We start from the raw sequence: 4,607 nt of genomic DNA on the forward strand, positions 1-4,607 counted from the left end.
CAACAGGTCCTGAGGGGAGTGGCAATCCTGGAGCAATTGGTCAATAAGATCGTTGCTGATAGGCATTTTGTAGTCCTTTAAAGGTTTTGCTAAAAATGCCATTTACACAGATTATTTTACAGCCTCGAAGAGGGTATTGATGAGGCTTTTTTATCAGGCCAACTCCGTAATATATTGTGGACTAAATCTTTTATATTATTTGTCTTTTCAATATCATGTGTCATTAACACTTTCCCAAATAATACCGGCAAGCTGCTATCGGCAACGCTGATTTTTGTAAACTTCGTTTTATCTCCATCAGGGGCAGATTTGTAGCAATAGCTAAACGTTTCTAACTGCTGGCGATACTGACTTTCTTTATCGGGATCCGAAGAAAAGCAATAGGATATCGCAACATCAACAATATCATTCAATTTATCAACATCATTGACTTGTTTTTCTGTGCCATGTGTTTCAATTAGCTTCGCCATCTCAGAGTAATCGATTTCTGTGAAAGGAATTGTCTCCCGCATTTGTCTTTTGAATAGCGTTGCTATAAACTCGGGGGATTCCTGTTCCAAAGTGATAGGAAACTCTTTAGAGAGATTTTCGAGAATATCCATATCCTTTATTTTTCCTCCCGTACGGAATAAGCCCTCATTTCTATTCGGATCCTTAGCAATACTTTTTATGGTTTCGCAAAGATTATCAAGCGTATTACCAATTTTTCTTTTTTCGTCGGTGTCCACTGGATGTTTTACAGTGACATCCGTCGTCTCGCTCGCCTTCGCTTCACTCCATTCCGACATGAGTGTTCTGAACAAGGCCTGTAGATCTTTGTTACCCGTGCTTTTGTCCACCAAGGCATTCCGGTTGAACAACGTGCTCGCGATAAGGTAGCACTCCCCCATTTTTTCCAGACTTTCTGCCCCTTTTCTATTAACCTCTTGCTGGTGACAATAGCTTAATGCATCAATATAGGCTCTGAGCTGCATCTTGTCTTCAGCAGTCAATTTCTTCGACTCATTGATAAGTTCGCCCATCGCTTTTCGTGGTTCCATCTCAATGCGAGCAAAGTTATCCGCATTCACCGGCGTCAGCTTGGCGATGGCCATTCTAGCAACCGTCGCAATATCTTGGTCGGTAAAATTGCCGCTAACAAGCCCTCGATGACCCATATTGGCGAGCGCGGATTTACACAGTTTATCGTCTCCTCGACGAGAAAATAGAGACATAGGTGAATCGACCTTTCTAGCCGCGTGCATAAGCCGTTTGCTTATCAGTTCGACATTACTCTTCAAAACAGCCTCTTTGACCAAAATACCATTTAAGGTATTTGTGATACCGGTAATACGGGTACCGTTCTGATCTTTCTTGCTATCGGTATCAGCACGAAATGCCACACCCTCATGCCCCTCTATTTTTTTATAAGTAATTCCGCCTATCTTAATGTCGCTGATGTCGCTTAAAGAAATATGTTTCTTTTGCTGCTCAAATGCTTTTATAGATGTAAACTCTTGGAGGCTTTGTCTCACCTGTGCAATGCCAACTGTTTGTGAAGAGGGGCCGGCAGTCTGCTCAGGTGCATAGCGCAAAGATTGACTTTCCGTTGGGATAGAGGGTCTGGAACTTATATTTGATGGATTCATGGCCTGCTCCTTATATATTTAGAGGCAGGTAAAATATATCCCCCATAACTTTAGCCACAATATAAAAAACGCCACCAGCAATTTATGCTTGTGACACCGTTAGGAATTTATAGTAACGTTAGTTATCATAAACCCTAATCAAAAATGTATGTAAAGAGCGTTAATTACAATTATGACTCCGTGGCTTATGAAAATATATTATCAGGCGTTATTTTAAATGTCGCATTCTGTAACACGAATTTGCATCAATTAAATATTTTACAATAACGCCGGTTCGTTTATTGCCAACGACAATGTCTCAAGGCTATTTCATTGCCTGAGAGATATCGCGGGGATCTCATACCAACCGGCGCCGTGAGTTACTCTCCCGCCAGCGCGGCTTTTTGCGCCTTTACCAGGCTGTCAATGCCGCCGCGTGCCAATTCGAGCAGCGTAATCAGCTCCTGCTGACTGAAAGGCTCCCCTTCGGCGGTACCTTGCACCTCAATCATGCGGCCATCTTCCATCATCACCACATTCATATCGGTTTCAGCAGCCGAATCTTCGACATACTCCAAATCACACACCGCTTCACCGGCCACAATACCCACCGAAATCGCCGCCACGAACCCTTTCATCGGGTTGGTTTTTAGCTGACCTTTCTTTTGCATGCTGCTCAGGGCGTCGGCCAGCGCCACGCAGGCGCCGGTAATAGACGCCGTCCGGGTGCCGCCGTCGGCCTGTATCACGTCGCAATCCAGGGTGATGGTATATTCACCTAATTTGGTTAAATCCACCGCGGCACGCAGCGAACGAGCGATAAGGCGCTGAATTTCCAGAGTGCGGCCACCTTGCTTGCCCTTCGCCGCTTCGCGCGGATTGCGGGTATGGGTGGCGCGCGGCAGCATGCCATATTCGGCGGTGATCCAGCCCTGACCTTGCCCCTTGAGAAAACGCGGCACTCCCTCTTCCACCGTCGCGGTACACAACACGCGGGTGTCGCCAAAGGCTATCAGCACTGAACCTTCCGCATGGCGGGTAAAATGGCGGGTAATCGTTACTGGGCGTACTTGCTGTACGCTTCGGCCTGCTGGGCGCATAGGGGTATCTCCGGCTCGCAAATCAAGGGTTGGCTGCGCATTATACGGACTTCACCGCCTAATGCCTATCTTGCCTGCCGCGGCGACGCTATAATCCCAGCAACTTCATAATAAACGGGTACGCCTATGATCCGCAGTATGACCGCCTTCGCCCGGCGTGAAATTAAGGGCACTTGGGGCACTGCCGCCTGGGAGCTGCGCTCCGTTAATCAACGGTATCTGGAAACCTACATCCGCCTGCCGGAGCAATTCCGCGGTCTGGAGCCGGCCATCCGGGAGCGCATCCGCCTGCGCCTTACCCGAGGCAAAGTGGAATGTAATTTGCGCTTTGACGTAAATCCCGGCGCGCAAAGCGCGCTGATCCTCAATGAAATTCTCGCCAAACAGCTGGTGGAAGCCGCGCAGTGGGTGAAAATGCAAAGCGACGAAGGCAAGATAGATCCGCTGGCCATTCTGCGCTGGCCGGGCGTGATGGCCGCGACGGAACAGGATCTGGACGCCATCAGCGCCGAGTTGCTGTCCGGGCTCGACGCCACGCTCAACGACTTTATCAGCGCCCGCGAAACCGAAGGCAACGCGCTTAAAGCATTAATTGAACAACGGTTGGCGGGTGTCAGCGCCGAGGCGGCCAACGTGCGCCAGCAGATGCCGGCGGTACTGAATTGGCAGCGTGAAAGGCTGCTGAATAAACTGGAAGAAGCACAGGTGCAACTGGACGGTAACCGCCTGGAACAGGAGCTGGTGATGCTGGCGCAGCGAACTGACGTTGCGGAAGAGCTGGATCGCCTGGATGCCCATGTGAAAGAAACCTACCAGATTTTGACTAAAAAAGAGGCGGTAGGCCGACGGCTGGATTTCATGATGCAGGAATTCAACCGCGAGGCGAATACCCTGGCGTCAAAATCCATTAACGCCGACGTGACGGCATCCGCCATCGAATTGAAAGTGCTGATTGAACAAATGCGCGAGCAGATACAAAATATTGAGTAATGTTTCACACTGACTCATCGAATCTCACAACACCTCACAAACACAGCTAAGCTCGCGTAATAGCGGGCTTTTTTAATACCATAAAGTCTCATATAATATCACTACAGCGCATAACTTGATGTACTTAAAGGTATACTTACTTGGTTTTAAGTACACCCCTCAATGAAATGGGTGAAATATGGGAAAACTTACAGACATACAAATAAGGACATGGATAAGAAACGGAGAGCGCTTTGCGGGGCGTTCAGATGGTAATGGGCTATATCTTTGTTTTCCAGAAACCTACAGTGCTCCATTCTGGCGCTTTCGTTACAAATTATCGGGAAAAGCCAGAGTTATGCTCATTGGTTACTATTCAGGCATATCACTCGCAAAAGCACGTTAAACAGCTAAAACACTCTCAGCTCGTGTTGCCTTAGGCTATGACGTTGCAGGTGAAAAGCAGGAGCGCAAAGCTGAAGCCATTAAAAAGATAGAAGAAGAAAAGTATGCGTTAAAGGTGTCTGAGCTGGCACAAGAGTACTTTGAACGTCAGATATTAGGTAACTGGAAGCATCCCGACATCCTACGTCGTCGTATTGAAAAAGATATCAATCCCAACATTGGGCATATTAAGGTTGAAGATGTTCGCCCACGCCATATCGATGAGATGCTGCAAAAGATTATCGCTCGTAACGCGCCTACTGTCGCTAACGATGTATTGCGCTGGACACGCCGAATCTTTAACTATGGTATCAAGCGCCATATGCTGGAAAGTAATCCTACAACCGCTTTTGAGATTGCCGAGGCTGTAAAATAATCTGTGTAAATGGCATTTTTAGCAAAACCTTTAAAGGACTACAAAATGCCTATCAGCAACGATCTTATTGACCAATTGCTCCAGGATTGCCACTCCCCTCAGGACCTGTTG

General features: G+C 47.6%; 3 protein-coding genes and 1 pseudogene. 2 read left to right on the forward strand and 2 right to left on the reverse strand.

Annotated features, from left to right (window positions below):
* Positions 1-116: 116 nt before the first annotated feature.
* Together CINSTRO3249_RS12880 and rph are read right to left on the reverse strand one after the other, a co-directional pair.
* Positions 117-1,628: a hypothetical protein gene (locus CINSTRO3249_RS12880; protein WP_125933191.1), complete on the reverse strand. Its 1,512-nt coding sequence runs from the start codon at positions 1,626-1,628 to the stop codon at positions 117-119.
* Between the two features lie 359 nt (positions 1,629-1,987).
* Positions 1,988-2,707, reverse strand: a complete 720-nt coding sequence (gene rph, locus CINSTRO3249_RS12885) for a ribonuclease PH (RefSeq protein WP_074013570.1) — start codon at positions 2,705-2,707, stop codon at positions 1,988-1,990.
* Between the two features lie 126 nt (positions 2,708-2,833).
* Between rph and CINSTRO3249_RS12890 the strand changes: the two genes are divergently transcribed.
* Entirely contained in the window at positions 2,834-3,697 is an 864-nt protein-coding gene (locus CINSTRO3249_RS12890; protein WP_074013571.1) for a YicC/YloC family endoribonuclease, read from the forward strand.
* A 178-nt stretch (positions 3,698-3,875) separates the two neighbouring features.
* Positions 3,876-4,487: pseudogene (locus tag CINSTRO3249_RS12895) on the forward strand (tyrosine-type recombinase/integrase); the annotation flags it as partial.
* Positions 4,488-4,607: the final 120 nt, after the last annotated feature.

The sequence above is a fragment of the Candidatus Sodalis sp. SoCistrobi genome (genome assembly GCF_900143145.1).
Classification (GTDB): Bacteria; Pseudomonadota; Gammaproteobacteria; order Enterobacterales; family Enterobacteriaceae; genus SoCistrobi.